This is a genomic window from Rossellomorea sp. QJM3NY_18, from assembly GCF_056173145.1.
The window spans coordinates 2,733,648-2,748,211 of sequence record NZ_CM149659.1; the positions used below are offsets into that span (position 1 = coordinate 2,733,648).

At 41.8% G+C, this 14,564-nt stretch carries 19 protein-coding genes and 2 riboswitches; of the genes, 4 read left to right on the forward strand and 15 right to left on the reverse strand.

Translation table 11 applies throughout. From position 1 onward, the window contains the following. Positions 1–177: 177 nt before the first annotated feature. Entirely contained in the window at positions 178–1,014 is an 837-nt protein-coding gene (locus AC0VXY_RS14085) for a lipoate--protein ligase family protein (protein WP_475525580.1), read from the reverse strand. Between the two features lie 210 nt (positions 1,015–1,224). Between AC0VXY_RS14085 and AC0VXY_RS14090 the strand changes: the two genes are divergently transcribed. Further along, complete coding sequence (locus AC0VXY_RS14090; protein ID WP_034757979.1) at positions 1,225–1,608, forward strand: rhodanese-like domain-containing protein; 384 nt, start codon at positions 1,225–1,227, stop codon at positions 1,606–1,608. A gap of 321 nt (positions 1,609–1,929) precedes the next feature. Here AC0VXY_RS14090 and gcvPB read toward each other — a convergent pair whose 3' ends face one another. The 3 genes from gcvPB to gcvT are packed head-to-tail and all read right to left on the reverse strand — an operon-like array spanning position 1,930 to position 5,855. Then, the gene (gene gcvPB / locus AC0VXY_RS14095; RefSeq protein WP_475525581.1) at positions 1,930–3,393 is read right to left on the reverse strand and encodes an aminomethyl-transferring glycine dehydrogenase subunit GcvPB; all 1,464 of its coding nucleotides are present in this window, start codon (positions 3,391–3,393) and stop codon (positions 1,930–1,932) included. Continuing rightward, positions 3,386–4,732 (reverse strand): aminomethyl-transferring glycine dehydrogenase subunit GcvPA, encoded by a 1,347-nt coding sequence (gene gcvPA, locus AC0VXY_RS14100; protein ID WP_475525582.1) that lies wholly within the window; start codon positions 4,730–4,732, stop codon positions 3,386–3,388. The genes gcvPB and gcvPA overlap by 8 nt, the downstream gene beginning before the upstream one ends. Positions 4,733–4,748: 16 nt before the next feature. Then, positions 4,749–5,855, reverse strand: a complete 1,107-nt coding sequence (gene gcvT / locus AC0VXY_RS14105; protein WP_475525583.1) for a glycine cleavage system aminomethyltransferase GcvT — start codon at positions 5,853–5,855, stop codon at positions 4,749–4,751. A 97-nt stretch (positions 5,856–5,952) separates the two neighbouring features. Continuing rightward, positions 5,953–6,033, reverse strand: a riboswitch (glycine riboswitch). A 3-nt stretch (positions 6,034–6,036) separates the two neighbouring features. Further along, a riboswitch (glycine riboswitch) is annotated at positions 6,037–6,128 on the reverse strand. Positions 6,129–6,302: 174 nt separating this feature from the next. Between gcvT and AC0VXY_RS14110 the strand changes: the two genes are divergently transcribed. Next, entirely contained in the window at positions 6,303–8,003 is a 1,701-nt protein-coding gene (locus AC0VXY_RS14110) for a DEAD/DEAH box helicase (protein ID WP_435990162.1), read from the forward strand. Beyond that, positions 7,972–8,763 (forward strand): YqhG family protein, encoded by a 792-nt coding sequence (locus AC0VXY_RS14115; protein ID WP_475525584.1) that lies wholly within the window; start codon positions 7,972–7,974, stop codon positions 8,761–8,763. Before AC0VXY_RS14110 ends, AC0VXY_RS14115 begins: the two co-directional genes overlap by 32 nt. A gap of 79 nt (positions 8,764–8,842) precedes the next feature. Here AC0VXY_RS14115 and AC0VXY_RS14120 read toward each other — a convergent pair whose 3' ends face one another. From AC0VXY_RS14120 to AC0VXY_RS14160, 9 genes are all read right to left on the reverse strand, one after another. Beyond that, positions 8,843–9,022: a YqzE family protein gene (locus AC0VXY_RS14120; protein WP_034757956.1), complete on the reverse strand. Its 180-nt coding sequence runs from the start codon at positions 9,020–9,022 to the stop codon at positions 8,843–8,845. Positions 9,023–9,078: 56 nt separating this feature from the next. After that, positions 9,079–9,579, reverse strand: a complete 501-nt coding sequence (locus tag AC0VXY_RS14125) for a shikimate kinase (protein WP_475525585.1) — start codon at positions 9,577–9,579, stop codon at positions 9,079–9,081. Positions 9,580–9,582: 3 nt separating this feature from the next. Beyond that, positions 9,583–9,822, reverse strand: coding sequence for a hypothetical protein (locus AC0VXY_RS14130; protein WP_475525586.1), 240 nt, complete (start codon positions 9,820–9,822; stop codon positions 9,583–9,585). A gap of 109 nt (positions 9,823–9,931) precedes the next feature. After that, positions 9,932–10,414 carry a competence type IV pilus minor pilin ComGF gene (gene comGF, locus AC0VXY_RS14135; protein ID WP_475525587.1) on the reverse strand — a complete coding sequence of 161 codons (483 nt, stop codon included), beginning with the start codon at positions 10,412–10,414 and terminating at the stop codon, positions 9,932–9,934. After that, positions 10,362–10,688: a hypothetical protein gene (locus AC0VXY_RS14140; protein ID WP_475525588.1), complete on the reverse strand. Its 327-nt coding sequence runs from the start codon at positions 10,686–10,688 to the stop codon at positions 10,362–10,364. Before AC0VXY_RS14140 ends, comGF begins: the two co-directional genes overlap by 53 nt. After that, positions 10,672–11,121: a competence type IV pilus minor pilin ComGD gene (gene comGD, locus AC0VXY_RS14145; RefSeq protein ID WP_475527870.1), complete on the reverse strand. Its 450-nt coding sequence runs from the start codon at positions 11,119–11,121 to the stop codon at positions 10,672–10,674. Before comGD ends, AC0VXY_RS14140 begins: the two co-directional genes overlap by 17 nt. Beyond that, positions 11,114–11,422, reverse strand: coding sequence for a competence type IV pilus major pilin ComGC (comGC, locus tag AC0VXY_RS14150; RefSeq protein WP_475525589.1), 309 nt, complete (start codon positions 11,420–11,422; stop codon positions 11,114–11,116). The genes comGD and comGC overlap by 8 nt, the downstream gene beginning before the upstream one ends. Positions 11,423–11,450: 28 nt before the next feature. Next, complete coding sequence (gene comGB / locus AC0VXY_RS14155; protein ID WP_475525590.1) at positions 11,451–12,473, reverse strand: competence type IV pilus assembly protein ComGB; 1,023 nt, start codon at positions 12,471–12,473, stop codon at positions 11,451–11,453. Then, positions 12,457–12,837 carry an ATPase, T2SS/T4P/T4SS family gene (locus AC0VXY_RS14160; RefSeq protein WP_475525591.1) on the reverse strand — a complete coding sequence of 127 codons (381 nt, stop codon included), beginning with the start codon at positions 12,835–12,837 and terminating at the stop codon, positions 12,457–12,459. The genes comGB and AC0VXY_RS14160 overlap by 17 nt, the downstream gene beginning before the upstream one ends. Positions 12,838–12,952: 115 nt before the next feature. On the opposite strand from AC0VXY_RS14160, the gene AC0VXY_RS14165 reads away from it, so the two are divergent. Then, positions 12,953–13,144 (forward strand): hypothetical protein, encoded by a 192-nt coding sequence (locus AC0VXY_RS14165; protein WP_475525592.1) that lies wholly within the window; start codon positions 12,953–12,955, stop codon positions 13,142–13,144. A gap of 321 nt (positions 13,145–13,465) precedes the next feature. On the opposite strand, the gene AC0VXY_RS14170 is transcribed toward AC0VXY_RS14165, so the two are convergent. Beyond that, the gene (locus AC0VXY_RS14170; RefSeq protein WP_475525593.1) at positions 13,466–13,945 is read right to left on the reverse strand and encodes a hypothetical protein; all 480 of its coding nucleotides are present in this window, start codon (positions 13,943–13,945) and stop codon (positions 13,466–13,468) included. A gap of 23 nt (positions 13,946–13,968) precedes the next feature. After that, positions 13,969–14,553 (reverse strand): hypothetical protein, encoded by a 585-nt coding sequence (locus AC0VXY_RS14175; RefSeq protein ID WP_475525594.1) that lies wholly within the window; start codon positions 14,551–14,553, stop codon positions 13,969–13,971. Between the last annotated feature and the right edge of the window lie 11 nt (positions 14,554–14,564).

Consider the following 14,564-nt stretch of genomic DNA (forward strand, 5'->3'; position numbering starts at 1 on the left):
TGTTTGTCAAACGGTTAATATGCCAATAAAAATAGAAAACGGGAGAAAAGAATAGAAAATCATATAATACTCCGTCCATTTCTATTAATTTAGAACTTGATATAAAATAAAGCACCGTTATCGTTGGTAAAATAGGAAAAAAGCGACAAGCATCGCTTTTTTTCTACAAAAAATTTTTTAACGTTTAAAATTCCACTCATCAGATTCGTATCGGGACTCGGCAAGATCCACAACATATTGTGTTTCCTCTTCAGAGAGCTCATAAGGCTCGAGATGGATGTTCAATCCTTTCTCAAAACCTTTTTTGAATGCTTCTTTCGCCATATCCATCGTGACCGGTACGGAACTGATTTCATTCATCGCAACAGCCTTGCTTTTAAATGCCCGCTGCATACGCTCTTTTACCCTGTCAGATGGGTAGTTAAACAGGCTGAACAGTTTATCCTCGTCAAGATCCAATAGAATCGAACCGTGCTGAAGGATGACACCTTTTTGCCTGGTCTGTGCACTTCCTGCCACTTTTCGTCCTTCAACGACAAGCTCATACCAGCTCGGAGCATCAAAGCAAACCGCTGAACGCGGGTTTTTTAATCCTTCCCGCTCTTCCGCCGTTCTTGGTACAGCAAAGTAGGCTTCGAGACCAAGACCTTGAAATCCCTTCAGAATCCCTTCGGAAATGACACGGTACGCTTCTGTGACGGTTCTCGGCATTTCCGGATGTTCTTCTGAAACGATGACGCTGTACGTCAATTCATGTTCATGAAGAACCCCTCTGCCTCCCGTCGGCCGTCTCACAAAACCAAGTCCATGCTCTTTGACGGCGTCAAGATTGATTTCCTTTTTCACTTTTTGAAAATAACCGATGGAAAGTGTCGCTGGATCCCACCCGTAAAACCGGATCGTAGGAGGGATCTTCCCTTCACTGTGCCAATCAAGCAATGCCTCATCAAGAGCCATATTATAAGAGGGAGAACAATTACCGGAGTCAATGAATCTCCACGTTTCCTTTTTCATGCAGCATACCTCATTTACGTCTTCTGTTTAATATTGATATGTAAAAATCCATCTTCATTCAAGTCCGTTACTAGTCTATCAAATCCAATCGAAAAAACAAAGAAAAACAGATTGGAAAGTGTTTGCTGTAAAATAATAAATTTGTTTTGATTCTTACTCACTTCATGAATATAATAGAAGATAGCGCATTTGTAGAAAGGAGCATGAATGATGGAAGGATTATATATTCTTTTAGTCGTACTTGGTGGAATCATCATCTATTCACTTTTTACGTTCTTCTATCAAAAGAGAATCGTGAATACATTGAATGAGGAAGAATTTCGAGCAGGATATCGTAAAGCTCAATTGATAGATGTTCGTGAAGCGAATGAATTTGAAAACGGTCACGTCCTCGGTGCACGGAATATTCCATTGTCACAGATCAAAATGAGACAAAAGGAAATCCGCTCAGATCAACCTGTATACCTTTATTGCCAAAGCGGACTCCGCAGCGGAAGAGCAGCACAAATGCTGCACAAAAAAGGCTACCGCAATCTTCACCAATTACAGGGTGGATTCAAAAAGTGGACAGGGAAAGTAAAGCATAAAAAATAATGCAGAGAGATCGCCCTGGGGCGATCTTTTTTTATTGGGTGGGATGGGTGTTCGTGCATGAACCATTTAAGAGATGATACTGTTCTAGTGCTGCTAATGGAATTAAATGGTATTAGGCTGGTTTTCTCCTGAAAACGGCTGGATTTTCAGATTAACCGGCCGGATTATCGACCAAAACGGCTGGTTTCATTGATTTTCCGGCTGGATTATCACCCAAATCGGCCGGATTCCCCTCCACAACCACTACATATCGAAGGTCCGACCCTCAAATAAAAGCCCTGCAGAGATTTTTCTGCAGGGCTTTCAATGTAAATAGTATGTTTAGCTCTCTTTTGTATAACGCAGTACCGGTTTTCTTGCTGCCAGTGTTTCATCCATACGCTTCACGATGGTTGTGTGAGGGGCTTCCTGGACGATTTCCGGTGTTTCTTCTGCTTCTTTGGCAATTTGGATCATGGCATCAATGAATGAATCAAGGGTTTCTTTTGATTCTGTTTCCGTCGGTTCGATCATCATGCACTCTTCCACGTTCAATGGGAAGTAGATGGTCGGTGGGTGATATCCGAAGTCCAGTAGTCGCTTCGCAATATCCAATGTACGGACGCCGAGCTTCTTCTGACGTTTCCCGCTGATGACAAACTCATGCTTACAATGACGGTCGTAAGGAAGGTCAAAGTGAGGTGCGAGTCGACGCATCATGTAATTGGCATTCAGAACCGCGTTTTCCGTTACGGCTCTCAGTCCGTCCGGACCCATCGTCCTGATATACGTATAAGCACGGACATTGATACCAAAGTTTCCATAGTAAGGTTTTACCCGGCCGATGGATTCAGGTCTGTTGTAATCGAATTCGAATGTTTCACCATTTTTCACAAGTACCGGTTTAGGAAGGTATTTAATCAAGTCTTCCTTTACTCCGACAGGACCGCTTCCCGGACCACCGCCTCCGTGAGGGCCAGTGAATGTCTTATGGAGATTTAAATGTACGACATCAAATCCCATATCCCCCGGTCTTGCTTTCGATAGAACCGCATTTAGATTGGCACCGTCATAATACAGCTTACCGCCAGCTTCATGAATGATGGAAGCCATTTCCATGATGTTCTCTTCGAATAATCCAAGGGTGTTCGGGTTTGTCAACATCAGGGCAGCCGTGTCATCCCCGACGACGCGCTTAAGATCGTCTAAATCGACGAGCCCATTCTCGTTGGACTTAACGGTAATGGTTTCAAAGCCGGCAACCGTTGCACTGGCAGGATTCGTGCCATGAGCGGAATCGGGTACGATGACCTTCGTACGGTGTGTATCACCATTCGCTTCATGATAGGCACGGATCATCATAAGACCTGTCCATTCGCCATGTGCCCCCGCAGCAGGTTGAAGTGTGACTTCATCCATACCGGTGATTTCTTTCAAATGCTCCTGCAGGTCATACATCAGTTCAAGGGCACCTTGAACGCTTTCTGCTTCCTGTAGCGGGTTGATATGGGCAAATCCATTCAAGCGTGCAACGTTTTCGTTCACTTTCGGATTATACTTCATCGTACAGGATCCAAGTGGATAGAATCCGGAGTCCACACCGTGATTACGTTTGGATAAGGCCGTATAATGGCGCATGATATCGAGTTCAGAGACCTCCGGGAGTTCCGGTGCTTCTGTGCGTATATACTCAGGTGGAAGGAGCTCGGATAGATCTACCTGAGGTACATCCATTTCAGGTAAGCTGTAACCAATTCGGCCTTCTTTTGATAATTCAAAAATAAGAGGTTGATCTTGCTTATTCATGACAATCCCCCAATTCTGCTGCGAATGCATCGATTTCATCTTTGCTGCGAAGTTCTGTGACAGCCACCAGCATATGCTGTGTCAAGCTGTCGTCCATTAGTCCAAGATCATATCCACCAATCATGTCTTTTCCCAGTAGCTTTTGATTGATGTCTTTGACCGGCCTATTTACTTTTACGACAAACTCATTGAAAGATGGTCCTTCAAACGCGACGAGGAATCCTTTCGCTTTCAACGCTTCCTTGGCGTAATGAGCTTTTTGGATATTTTGAATGGCCATTTCTTTGACACCCTGTTTTCCGAGTGCGGTCATCGCGACGGATGCCGCGAGTGCATTCAATGCCTGATTGGAACAGATATTCGATGTCGCTTTGTCACGACGGATATGTTGTTCACGAGCTTGGAGAGTCAAAACGAAACCACGGATGCCGTCTTCATCGACAGTTTGACCGACCAGGCGGCCAGGTACCTTACGCATAAGCTTCTTATTCACGGCGAAGTATCCGCAGTGAGGCCCACCGAAGGCACTCGGGATACCGAATGGCTGTGCATCCCCAATGACAATGTCAGCCCCTAATTCCCCTGGAGGTGTAAGTGCCCCGAGTGCAAGGGGGTTTGAGGATACGACGAACATCGCTTTTTCCCCGTGTGCCACTTCTTCGATCGCTTTCAGCTCCTCGACCCGCCCGAAGAAGTTAGGATATTGAACGATGACCGCTGCAATCTCATCACTCATTAATTTCTTAAGTTCTTCCACATCGGTTACACCATCTGTGTGCGGAATCTCCACCACTTCGATATACTGACCTTTTGCATATGAGCGCAAAACATCACGTGATTCGGGATGGACTGTGCTTGAAACAAGGACCTTCTTGCGACGGGTCTGGCCTGCGCTCAGCATTGCTGCTTCTGCAAGAGCCGTTCCCCCATCATACATAGAGGAGTTCGCTACATCCATACCTGTCAGCTCACAAATCATCGTCTGGAATTCAAAAATCGCTTGAAGCTCCCCTTGGGAAATTTCAGGCTGATATGGCGTATAAGCTGTATAAAACTCTGAACGTGATAATACGTGATCCACGATGATCGGCATGTAGTGATCATAGACCCCTGCCCCGAGAAACGATGTATGACTTTTCAGGTCAGCATTCTTCGCTGCCATTTTAGTCAGTTCTTTTACCAGTTCCGTTTCTGACTTCGCTTCTTTGATTCTGTAATCCCCTTTGAAACGAACCTGTTCAGGAATATCTTCAAATAGATCGTTAACGCTGTCTACTCCTATTTGTTCTAACATTTCCCTTTGATCCTGCTCTGTCATCGGTAAATAACGATGCTTCATGACCGTCATTCCTCCCCTATTTCTTTGGTCTTTTATAAAAAGGTGTTGATGCCACTTTCGCTTTAAGCTTTTTCCCTCTGATTTCAACCTGTACTTCTGTATCCAGTGAAGTGAATTCTTTATCAAGCAATGCCAATCCAATATTTTTCTTTAATGTAGGCGATTGTGTCCCTGTTGTGACTTCCCCTATTTCTTCTTCACCTGAAAATACTTTATAACCATGACGGGGGATGCCGCGGTCGATCATTTCAATACCGACGATCTTTCGCGGGGCACCTTCTTCTTTTTGTCGTTTCAGTACTTCCTGACCGATGAATGGAATCTCTTTATTCACTTTTACAGCGAAACCGATTCCCGCCTCGATCGGTGTGATCGATTGAGATAATTCTTGTCCGTAAAGGGCAAGGTTCGCTTCAAAACGTAAGGTGTCACGCGCACCTAGTCCGCATGGAAGGACGCCCTGCTCCTTGCCGGCAGCCAGGATCGCCTTCCAGATCGCAGCCGCATCTCCTGCATCACAGTAAATCTCAAACCCGTCTTCCCCTGTGTAACCTGTACGGGAAACGAGTGCGTGCTTCCCATCTATGTTCACTTCAGTCTGAAATTTAAAAAATCCGATGTCACCCAATGTATGTTCATTTGTGATTGTTTGTAACACCTCTTCGGCAATCGGACCTTGAAGTGCCAATTGTGCCATTTGTTCCGAGATATTGTTAATTTCAACTTCTTCTGTCTGATGTTCTTTCAACCATTTGAAATCTTTATCTATATTTGCTGCATTGACAACAAGCAAATAATCATTATCTTTTATCTTATAAACAAGTAAATCATCGACCGTCCCACCGTTTTCGTAGCACATAGCCGTATACTGAGCGCCTCCGTCTTTCACTTTGGAGACATCATTTGTCATCATTTTTTGTAAGTAGTCAAGAGCCCCTTCACCCTTCACTTCAATTTCTCCCATATGAGAAACGTCGAATAGTCCTGCCCGGGATCGTACCGCTTCATGTTCTTCCTTAATACTTGAGAATTGCACTGGTAAAGCCCAGCCACCGAAGTCGATGGTCTTTCCTCCATACTCTTTGTACACTTCGTATAAAGGTGTTTGTTTTAACTCTGACATGACTTTTCCCCCTTTATCTTTCTTACATGCATAATCCTTAACCACGTTTTATCCCATGAAAAAAGGACAGAAAAACCCCTTTTCATAAAGAAGTTTTCTCTGTCCTTGCACCTGAAAGTTTACCGAAGAACGGCTTTCCCCTTTGGTGGTTTCCTGATAACGGAAACACTCTCCAGAGTTGCGTCCAACAAGAGTCTTTTTGCCTGAGAGATTCACACTTAAACGTGCTTGCTCCTTCGGCGCTGAATGCACAGTCTCTCCCCTTGTCATCATTCGCCAATATTCCTTGAAACAATTGGTCATACTAGAAATATACAGAAGAAATGTTGTAAATGTGAATGTTCGGATTTTCGAGTTTTTCTAACAATTGAAAATCTATTTTCATCCTACCATTAAATACGAGTTTTGAGCAATCATTTTTATAAGAATTAAGGAGATGTTTTTCAGATGAATGTTGAAGTTATATTTGATGAAGAGTGGGGAGAAGGTCTCGAGAATTTAATCGAAAACGATGGCCCATGGGGGAACTGGGAACTTTATAAGCTCGCCATCGAATTCGAGCAACATCTTGCAATTCCGAACTTTGAAGGCCTGCAGGCTCCGAAACATTTGGCAAACGTCACTCCGCTCCCTCATCAGCTGGAAGCAGCGAAACAGGTTGTGGAAACGATGAATGGAAAAGCCATCCTTGCAGATGAAGTCGGACTCGGAAAGACAATCGAGGCAGGGTTGATATTAAAAGAGTACATGATTAGGGGATTAGTAAAAAAAGTATTGATACTTGTTCCCGCCTCCCTTGTTTCTCAGTGGGCTTATGAATTGAACAGTAAGTTCTTCATTCCCGCTGTCCCCCAGCGAAAGAGCTATGTGTGGGATCAATGTGACATCGTGGTTTCTTCCATGGACACAGCGAAGAGAAGTCCTCACCGTGAAAAAGTGTATGAGCAGGATTATGACTTGGTGATCATTGATGAAGCTCACAAACTGAAAAATCATAAAACAAAAAACTATGAATTTGTGCAGAATCTAAAGAAAAAGTTCTGCCTGCTTTTGACTGCAACTCCCATCCAAAATCGTGTAGAGGAAATCTTTCATCTAGTTTCCTTATTGAAACCGGGTCATCTTGGGAATGAATCAGGATTTACAGACAGATATAAAAAAGGAGATCGTTCGCTTCAGGAGGATGAACATTTAAAAAGCCTCATCAACAAAGTGATGATCCGTAACAGACGTGGTGATACAGGTATCGAATGGACGAAGCGGCATGTGAAGACGGTGTTGATCGATTTCAATGAAGCCGAAAGGGACTTGTATGACAGTATAGATATGCTAAAGGGGCGATATGATGACTGGGCCAATTCGAGCTCCTTCTCCCTTTTGACTTTACAAAGAGAAGCATGCAGCTCACGTGAAGCTGTTTTTTACACCCTGAAGAATATGCTTGAAAAGAAGGAATCCCCTACACCAGCCTTTGAACAGGTAATTGGTGCACTGATGAAGAAGGTAGAAAATGTCACAATGAACTCCAAGGCTCAGAAAGCATTGGAAATCGTGCAGTCCATTAATGATAAAGTAATCATTTTTACCGAGTACCGGGCGACACAGCTCTATCTTCAATGGTTTTTGAAACAGCATGGAATCAGCTCAGTCCCATTCAGGGGTGGATTTAAACGTGGTAAAAAAGACTGGATGCGTGAATTATTCCAGAAGCATGGCCAGGTGCTGATCGCCACCGAAGCCGGCGGGGAAGGAATCAACCTACAATTCTGCCATCACGTGATCAATTTCGACCTTCCTTGGAACCCTATGAGGCTTGAGCAGCGAATAGGCCGTGTGCACCGACTTGGCCAGACGGAAGATGTTCACATCTATAACTTCGCAACAAAGAACACCGTTGAAGAACATATTCTGAAGCTTCTGTATGAAAAGATCAATCTTTTTGAGCGTGTAATCGGTCAATTGGACGAAATCCTGACGCGACTTGATTTCAGGGATTTTGAAGAGCATGTGACAGACATCCTCTCCTCCTCCCGTACAGAAGGGGAAATGAAGATCAAAATGGAAAATTTGACGAGTATGATTCAATTTGCAGAACAATTAAAGGAGGAGAAATCCAATGCAGCAGCACGAAATTCATCGATTTCTTGAGAGGTACTTCCTTGCCAACGGCTGTGACATGGTGGCGAACGGGAATGGATATATGACCGTACAGCTTACCATCGACTTGGATAAAGAGCTTATGAACCGTCCGTTCTACTGGCATTATCTCGAAAAAACAGGTGGTACCCCAAATCCTATGACATTATCTCTCGTCACAATTCCTGACCATGCACCGGAAGATATGAAAGGAGAACCCATTCACTTTGGTTCACCGCGACTACATCAGATCTTTCACTCAACGCGGAACTTGGCAGGGTATATCCGACTGTACGAGAACCGGTACACGCCGAGTGGGCAGCAGACCCCTCTGCACCCTTGGCTCGGGCTGAATATTAAAATATCCTATCAATCCAATCGAAAGAAAGACAGCATTAAGAGTATCGGATTGAATCTGATCAACGGCGTCATAGAAGAGGACTTTCACTCCTCATTATTATCCAAAAATCTGACGCCGAAGATTCCTGACTTCTCATTCACTTTGACACCGATCATCAAACCGAAAAGCGGAGTGAACCGGATTCAGGCGTATCTTTATGAAGAAATCAAAAGGGAGCCCGTCGAATGGGCGGAACAAGCAAGGAAAACCTGGGAGGAGGACCTTCAACTTCTGGATCATTTTTATGGAGATCAGGAAGAAAAGCCTGAATCTTATTTTCTTGAACAACAGGCGTTAAAGGAGCAGTACGAACCGAAAATCATCATTGAGGTCATAAACGGCGGTATTTTTTATCTACAGCAGTCAAAGTGAGGATTCAAGGGGGAACAAACTTTGTTTGATACCCCTTCCACTACAAAAAAAGGACTACCATAAAGGTAATCCTTATCCACTATTTATTTTTCTTGAACATGATCATGAAAGCATATGGAATGATGCCGAACCACCTGAAGAGGAATGGTTCCCGCTCATTCTTCCTCTGCTTTTTTAATGTTTTACGTTCATGGGGTGATTTTTCATAATGTTGGACAAATGTTTGTGTTATGAACTTAACATAATCATTTACTGACATAAAAGCACCACCTTCCGCTTTTATCAGTATCACCATTAGACTGGAAATTATACGACCTAACTCTCAATATAGGGCAATATCGCTTGAACCACTTCATCGACTGATTTATAATCTGTTTGAATGGTTACAGAGCTCCCTTTTTCATACAGGGGAAACCGGCGCTCGAAAAGGGCCAATAATTTGTCCTTTGAATTATTTTGTACCAGAGGACGATCCTCATCCCCCTCAAGCCTATCCCATAGTGCATCAAAAGAGCATGTTAAATGGAACACAGAGCCGTTCTGCCGTAATATATCCCGATTCGCCCTTCTTTCCACCACTCCCCCGCCAGTCGTGATAATGGCTTCTTCACTTTGTAATTCAAAGAGCACCTTCGTTTCCAGATCCCTGAAATACGCTTCACCATGCTGATGAAAGATGTCTTTAATCGCCTTTTGTTCAATTCTTTCAATGTATTGGTCCATATCAATGACCGGAAGATTCAATACGTCTCCAATACGTTTTCCTATCGTCGTCTTTCCTACCCCCATAAAGCCAATGAAGAAAATCGGTTTCATATTCTACTCCCAACGTATGATTTGTTTTGTTTCCCTATTATACACAACCGTCGCAGGAAGAAAAACCTTCTTATCCCGTGAAAATGTCACTTCCAATTGTACTTCTTGAGGGTTTAGCAGCTGACTGGTGGTCAACACCTCACCAAATTTGGTTTTCACATGCCCTGAAGGGTTGGACCCATTCTTGATTTCCAATAAGACGGCATGGGAGACACTTACATTTCTTTCTTGGATACTCTTCATATTAGAGAGATACTGATACTTACTTATAAACAAATCTTTTGATGCAAGTGCTAAAAGCAGGACAATCATCAATAGAAGCAGCGTATACGGGAGAATAAACCCGCTATTGTTAAGGAGAGGATCCCCCCTCATTCCCTGAAAAGTAAAAGAAATTCCCTTCCACTTTTTCTCCACCTTCAAATTCAAGATTCAAATGCACCCCCTGTTGGATGACATCAAACGTAAAATGGTCCACTGACTGAAGGACAATTTCATGACCCCTATTATTCACCCTCCTTCTAATGGACTGATTATATTTTTCATACAGTATTGTTTCTCCATCGATGACGAAGGAGATCTGATTGGACAATACATTTACATCATTTGCCTTCCTTAATTCATTTCTCACACTTTCATGAAATAAATTCCATTCATAATAACGGGGAGGGACCAAATCATGCTTGATTGTCGAAAAACCTTTCATCATCAGAGGAATACTGAGGGAAATCATACAAAACAAACTAAAGCTTAACAGTGCTTCAATCAATGTGAACCCCTTCTCATCCATCCGCCCCGACACAAACTTCATGGAACGTCTCAGTCTTTTCATCATAGCGCACACATGCTTCACCACTCCCCCCACTTTCCCAAACGAGCTCATACCTGACCCCCTTATAGGTTCTTGCATGGTCAACAAACTCATGTGTAACGATTGCCTCCTCCACCCCTTCACGAAGAAATTTCAATGCCTCCACTTCACGTTGGAGCTGTTGAAGGCGGGAAGCATAATGCATGAGGAAGGGGATAAACAAGCCGCAAACCATGAGGACACAACTAAACGCTACTAGTGTTTCCGGTAATGAAAAACCCTTAGTATTCTTGTACATAAAATCTTCCTTGACCAATTTGGAACATCAGGGACATGGTGATATCTCCCATTTTGAAATTCACCCTGCCAAATTGGCTTGTATTTCCATCAGGATAAAAAGTGATTTCTTCCAAGCTGTTCGTAGAATTTATCTGTATACCGTCAGGAAGCTCTCTCGAAACAATTGTTTGTCTAGCGTCCGTTTTAGCAACATATTTATTTGTAAATGGATAAAAAGTGAGGAAGAGTGGTGTTTGATGATTGATACTGTAACTTTGGACCTGGTAAAGGTCCGATTCAAGCTGAGAAACGAACAGATCCTTTTGAGTATGATCTTTTAAAGGAACGATGGAGAAACCAACCCATGATAATAATATGGTAAAGATCAATAAGACGATGAGCATTTCAACCAGGGTATATCCCGCTTCAGCTTTTATGCCATCATTAATCAGCTGTCACCACCTTCCCCTCAGTATCGATGGAGATGGCCCTTCCGTCGGGACAAGCTTTATAGTCATCGTTCAGATAGCCATCGGCAACCAGGGTATCAATGGTCACTGCATCAGTATTCCCATCCATTTTATATGCTTCAATCTGCCCTTCCACCATATGCACAAACGCTTCACACCCCTTAGAATTAATGGAATTACTCTGATTCGTGACATTCGGGATCGTAATGAAAAGTAAAACGGAAATGACCAGCAAAACGATCATCATTTCGATTAGGGTGAATCCTTTTTCATTTTTAAGCATATTTCCCCTCCTGGTTATGGATTTCTTTTTAGATTCCCTGCATCATCTGAAAGAGAGGCATCATGATGGAAAAATAGATCGCCATGATGAATAGACCGACAAAAGTAAAGATTGCAGGCTGGATATACTTGAGCCAGGCATGTGTTTTCTCCTCTAATTCCTGAAAGCAGATATCACTGTAAATACGAAGTTCCTCTGCCAATCTTCCGTTCGTCTGCCCATGCTGGACAACGAATGACAGCTCTTCTTGAAAAAAAGGCATAGTTAAAAAACAATCATGAAACGGACTCCCGGCTTTAAGTTGTTTAATGCAATGGCTGGAAATGTATTGTAAGGTCGGACGGAATGATTGTCTTTCGATGATGAGGAGGGATTCCGTGATGGATACTCCGCTTGAGAGCAGGAAGCTTATTTCCCTCGAAAAAAAGTGGGAATGACCAAGCTTCATGTAAGTGGAGATCAATGGTATACGACATAAGACAACCGAGAGTTTCACAGGGGAAATTCTATTCTTGAAAAGGAAAAGAACGATTGTAAGGATAAGGAGAAACAATAAACCTGCACAGAAAATCATGGGGAAGTTCTCAATGAAGTGTAGAAGATACGTAAGTTTGGCTGAAGGTTCATAGCCCATCGAGGAATAAAGGGACTGAAATCTTGGAAATAATACCTTTCGAAGCAAGACCATCATGATGATGGACATAAAAATTAACATGAGCGGGTATTGAAAGACCTTTTGCAATTGCTCCTGATTTTTTCTTCTCTTTATGAGATAGCTTCCTGCCTCTGACAAGGTGTGGCCCATTTTGCCATGATGCTCCGCGAAAAAAATCTGTGCGCTGACATGAGCGGGGATGTTAAGGTGTTTATTCATCACGGAGGAGATGGACTCTCCTTTTTGGAGGGAACCGATCAATCTCTTTTTTAATTTGATGGTTTTCTTTTCTTTGGGAAGCAAGAGAAAGTCGATGGCTTCAGTAAAGGAATACCCTTTTTGAAGGAGATCCCCAAGCCTCTTCAGAAATTTACCTTGATCATCGTTTTTCTTCATGAACCCATTTCCTATATTCATGTTCTGAAACAAAGCCGAGTGCCACCCCCTTACAAATCAATGCCTGCAATGTGCGGTACTGATGCTTTACCCTCTCACCCTTCGCCTCCTTCAGTACGTCCTTCAAAGCACTTCCCGTAATGATTTCATAGACAGATGCCCTGTTACGGTTTTTCCCTCTAAGGCATTGACCGCCACATTCTGATTTGCAGATCGGACAGAGGAGCTTCAACAACCTCTGAGCAGATACCGCGAGAAGCGTCTGTTCGATGTCATGCCACTCAATCCCCAGTTCCATCAAGCGGTATATCGCTCCTTTTGCGTCCCTTGTATGCAAGGTGGAAATCACCAAGTGACTCGTCATAATAATAGAACCATGCATTATTTATTCAGAATCTTTTTTACATATATATTTGTAATCATTGAAGGGTTTTGAGTTTGGTATCAAGAATTACTAATTAATAGAGAGGAGGTATGTAATGAAAAAAAAAATTAGATGTAAACACTGCAAGGAGTTCTACCAACCACAAGATAAAGTAGCATTAAACTATGCAAACACTATTTTACACTTTGATTGCCCTGATACCGAAAACCTTCCAATTATTGATGAAGGAACTTTTGAGGAGATTGTAAGGAAGTATTCATTTTTTAGTGACACTTTACTTAACTGAAAATATTTGAGTTAGAACTATTTAATAGAGCTTTATAAAACGAAGTATTGCTAATTTCCTGGATCAAAAATAAATAATTTCTCCACTTACTAAGCTGAGAATTCAGGAAATTTTTTTCGATGGGAAAGTTACGGTTATAATAATAATGTGAGATGAATAATGATGACTTTAGCTGCAGGGGATCCCCTTATTGGCCCCCCTAATTATTATTAATGGATTAGATTACGTACAAATACAACAAAAAGAATTAATAACAAAAATAAAACGACTTTATCTCTTAGAATATCGACAGAGATAAAGTCGCTATATTAATGTGAAAAATCAATCCTCAAATGACTCAGCAATTTTGATGAAATCTTTTTTTGAGATTTCTTTGTTAGATTCCAAATTATAATACCCCATGTCATATGCAACATTTTTAATATTCCATTTTAGTACCATAATACTTTTTCGACCAGAAGGAATTAAATATTTACCTTGTTCATCACCAACCATTACCATTTCCTCATCATCGCTTGCTTTATAAACTGGATCCGGTTGTTTAGCCACTTGAATATCTAATTTTTCTTCGTTTTCTCCCTTGAACGTAATAGTTATTAGCCTACGATCACTGGTATCTATAGTTTCTTCTTTTACATTAAAAGGCATTAATGAAGGGGTTTTAATATCGTAGTCTACTTTATCCAGTTTTATTAACTTACTTTGAAGTTCATCATTGTCATATTTATAAAGATTTTTCTCTTCTGAGTTGCATCCAACAAGACTTAAACAAATGATGGAAAGCAGAAATACTTTCTTCATTATAAAACCCCTTAATAGATTATTTATTCGTCACAATATGTTGCACCTTTTTTATCATATGAAGTTACAGCGTATTGTTTAGTTGTATTACCTATCTTTCCATACATCAATAATCGTTGATTTTCCGCCAATTCTAAGTCATGCAATCCTACTGCATGTCCAAACTCATGTCCAATTGAAACTCTCTTTTTAGAATTATCCAGGTCTTTCCAGTTATAATAATTAACACCCATAAGCCAGGACAAAATATGTCCACTTGAGTTTGTGCTAAGAGTACGATGATAAGCTACGTAACCAACATTAGGATCACTATGAGCTGTTACTCTTCCAGTACCACTAGATGAATTTTCATAAAAACTAACTGCTGAACCATCCCACATATCTTCTCCTTGTCTAATATATGATCTTAGTTCAGAACTAACAGTCATTGCTCCATTATCTGAAATATAATAACTATCGCTCGACACACCAGCATGCTTGTCAGCATTGACTATGTATCCTGCAGTTTCGCTTCCTCTTGGGGGGTTATGTGCATAGGTAGACATTGGTAGAGTAAACGTTAAAGCTGTTCCTACAAATGAATATAACAAAATTTTTCTAATTTTCATATGATTAATTC

Bases quoted from the DNA above. Each gene is read 5' to 3' on its own strand.
- gcvPA (WP_475525582.1), bottom strand. From the start codon at position 4,732: ATGAAGCATCGTTATTTACCGATGACAGAGCAGGATCAAAGGGAAATG.
- AC0VXY_RS14130 (WP_475525586.1), bottom strand. From the start codon at position 9,822: ATGAAGAGTATCCAAGAAAGAAATGTAAGTGTCTCCCATGCCGTCTTA.
- AC0VXY_RS14160 (WP_475525591.1), bottom strand. From the start codon at position 12,837: ATGACGAGTCACTTGGTGATTTCCACCTTGCATACAAGGGACGCAAAA.
- AC0VXY_RS14120 (WP_034757956.1), bottom strand. From the start codon at position 9,022: ATGTCAGTAAATGATTATGTTAAGTTCATAACACAAACATTTGTCCAA.
- AC0VXY_RS14175 (WP_475525594.1), bottom strand. From the start codon at position 14,553: ATGAAAATTAGAAAAATTTTGTTATATTCATTTGTAGGAACAGCTTTA.
- AC0VXY_RS14115 (WP_475525584.1), top strand. From the start codon at position 7,972: ATGCAGCAGCACGAAATTCATCGATTTCTTGAGAGGTACTTCCTTGCC.
- comGF (WP_475525587.1), bottom strand. From the start codon at position 10,414: ATGATGAAAAGACTGAGACGTTCCATGAAGTTTGTGTCGGGGCGGATG.
- comGB (WP_475525590.1), bottom strand. From the start codon at position 12,473: ATGAAGAAAAACGATGATCAAGGTAAATTTCTGAAGAGGCTTGGGGAT.
- AC0VXY_RS14110 (WP_435990162.1), top strand. From the start codon at position 6,303: ATGAATGTTGAAGTTATATTTGATGAAGAGTGGGGAGAAGGTCTCGAG.
- AC0VXY_RS14165 (WP_475525592.1), top strand. From the start codon at position 12,953: ATGAAAAAAAAAATTAGATGTAAACACTGCAAGGAGTTCTACCAACCA.
- comGC (WP_475525589.1), bottom strand. From the start codon at position 11,422: ATGCTTAAAAATGAAAAAGGATTCACCCTAATCGAAATGATGATCGTT.
- AC0VXY_RS14090 (WP_034757979.1), top strand. From the start codon at position 1,225: ATGGAAGGATTATATATTCTTTTAGTCGTACTTGGTGGAATCATCATC.
- AC0VXY_RS14085 (WP_475525580.1), bottom strand. From the start codon at position 1,014: ATGAAAAAGGAAACGTGGAGATTCATTGACTCCGGTAATTGTTCTCCC.
- AC0VXY_RS14170 (WP_475525593.1), bottom strand. From the start codon at position 13,945: ATGAAGAAAGTATTTCTGCTTTCCATCATTTGTTTAAGTCTTGTTGGA.
- AC0VXY_RS14125 (WP_475525585.1), bottom strand. From the start codon at position 9,579: ATGAAACCGATTTTCTTCATTGGCTTTATGGGGGTAGGAAAGACGACG.
- gcvT (WP_475525583.1), bottom strand. From the start codon at position 5,855: ATGTCAGAGTTAAAACAAACACCTTTATACGAAGTGTACAAAGAGTAT.
- gcvPB (WP_475525581.1), bottom strand. From the start codon at position 3,393: ATGAATAAGCAAGATCAACCTCTTATTTTTGAATTATCAAAAGAAGGC.
- AC0VXY_RS14140 (WP_475525588.1), bottom strand. From the start codon at position 10,688: ATGTACAAGAATACTAAGGGTTTTTCATTACCGGAAACACTAGTAGCG.